Annotated in this window: 3 protein-coding genes and 1 pseudogene; all 4 read right to left on the reverse strand. The window is 62.9% G+C overall.

Going from position 1 to position 1,478, the window contains the following annotated elements:
* The coding region (locus ABT116_RS45730) for a ferredoxin (protein ID WP_351647066.1) at positions 1-426 on the reverse strand (426 nt) is incomplete at its 3' end.
* Entirely contained in the window at positions 360-1,109 is a 750-nt protein-coding gene (locus tag ABT116_RS45735; protein WP_351647070.1) for a sulfite exporter TauE/SafE family protein, read from the reverse strand. The genes ABT116_RS45735 and ABT116_RS45730, both read right to left, overlap by 67 nt.
* Before the next feature lie 30 nt (positions 1,110-1,139).
* Positions 1,140-1,361, reverse strand: a complete 222-nt coding sequence (locus ABT116_RS45740; RefSeq protein ID WP_502984071.1) for a hypothetical protein — start codon at positions 1,359-1,361, stop codon at positions 1,140-1,142.
* Positions 1,360-1,478, reverse strand: a pseudogene (locus ABT116_RS51200) (PGPGW domain-containing protein); the annotation flags it as partial. The pseudogene ABT116_RS51200 and the gene ABT116_RS45740, both read right to left, overlap by 2 nt.

Consider the following 1,478-nt stretch of genomic DNA (forward strand, 5'->3'; position numbering starts at 1 on the left):
GTCGGCGCACAGGCCGTGGCCTTCGCAGCGTGGATGGTCGACGGAGATCTTCATGGTGCTGTCCTCAGCTGTCCTCGAACGCCGGACGGCGAGTGACTGCACGGTCGACGCTTCGAAGAGCGCACGAACCGGAACGCTTGTGTCGAGCGCCTCCCCCAGTCGTGCGGCGACCCGGGTCGCGACCAGCGAGTTGCCTCCGAGTTCGAAGAAATCATCGTCTCGGCCGACCTGTGCCACTCCGAGAACTTCGGAGAACACCTGCGCGACAGTCTCTTCGACGGTCGTGACCGGCGCTTGGTAGACCTTCGACTCGAACACGGGCGAAGGGAGAGCTTTGATATCCGTCTTGCCCGCGGTGGTCAACGGAATCGAATCGAGCACCAGAACCGAGTCGGGAACCATGTAGCCGGTGAGGAACGTCGACACCGACTCGATGACCTGTGCGGGATCCACCTCGGCGGCGGGCCACACCACCCTCCGGCCAAAGCGCCGAGTGCCATCGCCAACGCGGCCACCCAATGCACCTGTCCGGAGAAGGCGAAGATGAGTGCAGCCACAAGATTGGCGATGCCGAGAAAGAAGCTCTTCAGGATCGTTGCACGCCACACCGTTTCGGAAGTGAGGATGAGCGTCGCGGCCAGGAAGATGACGCCGGCACCGGCACCGAAATAGCCTCCGTAGACCGCGACGGCAAACAGTGCTGCCGAGTAGATTCCGGGACGGTCACCGCCGCCGGACAACTCACGAATCTTCGGTTGCAGTAGCAGCGCGAGCGAGGCGAACACGACCATCGCCGGCACAACGGATTCGAACGAACCTTCCGGTGCCAACCACAGAATCAGGGCACCGATGATGCCACCGGCCGCCGAATAGAGAGACCAGCGAACAAGTTTCGGACCGGTATCGGCAACTTCACGGGACGAGTTCGCCAATGCGCCGACGCCGACGGCCACCAACGCGACGGTATTGGTCATGTTCGCGCTGACCGGCGAGAGCCCGACGCTCAGCAGCGCCGGGTACGAGACGATCGACGCAAGACCGGTGACAAAACCGACTAGACCGCTGAAGAATCCCGCTACGACGAGGAAAAGGAAATCGAGCAGGTTCACGAACCAGGAATCTACTCGCGGTGCTTGGTACTACTTGTCGGCAGGCTTGCCGAGTTCCTGGAAGAGCTTGTCCGTCATCTGCATTGCTCGATCACCGCCGTCGGCGTCTGCGACGAACACCGCGAACGCGAAGTCTCCGCGTGATCCGTAGAACCAGCGATCATCACCGCTCGCTGCACCGGCCGCCATCATGTCCGGGTACCCAGCCAGTCCGCCGGCGCCTCGCATGGCGTCACGCAGACGATTGTTCACGTCGCCGGGCAATGCCGTCGGCGCGACGTCGGCGGTTGCCGGTTGTCCGAAGACCATCATCGGCCCAGACGAACTCCGTCGCCCAGATCGCCATGCCGCCGAAGATCACGACCCAGC

The sequence above is a fragment of the Streptomyces sp. NPDC002130 genome (assembly GCF_040296465.1).
Taxonomy (GTDB): Bacteria; Actinomycetota; Actinomycetes; order Streptomycetales; family Streptomycetaceae; genus Streptomyces.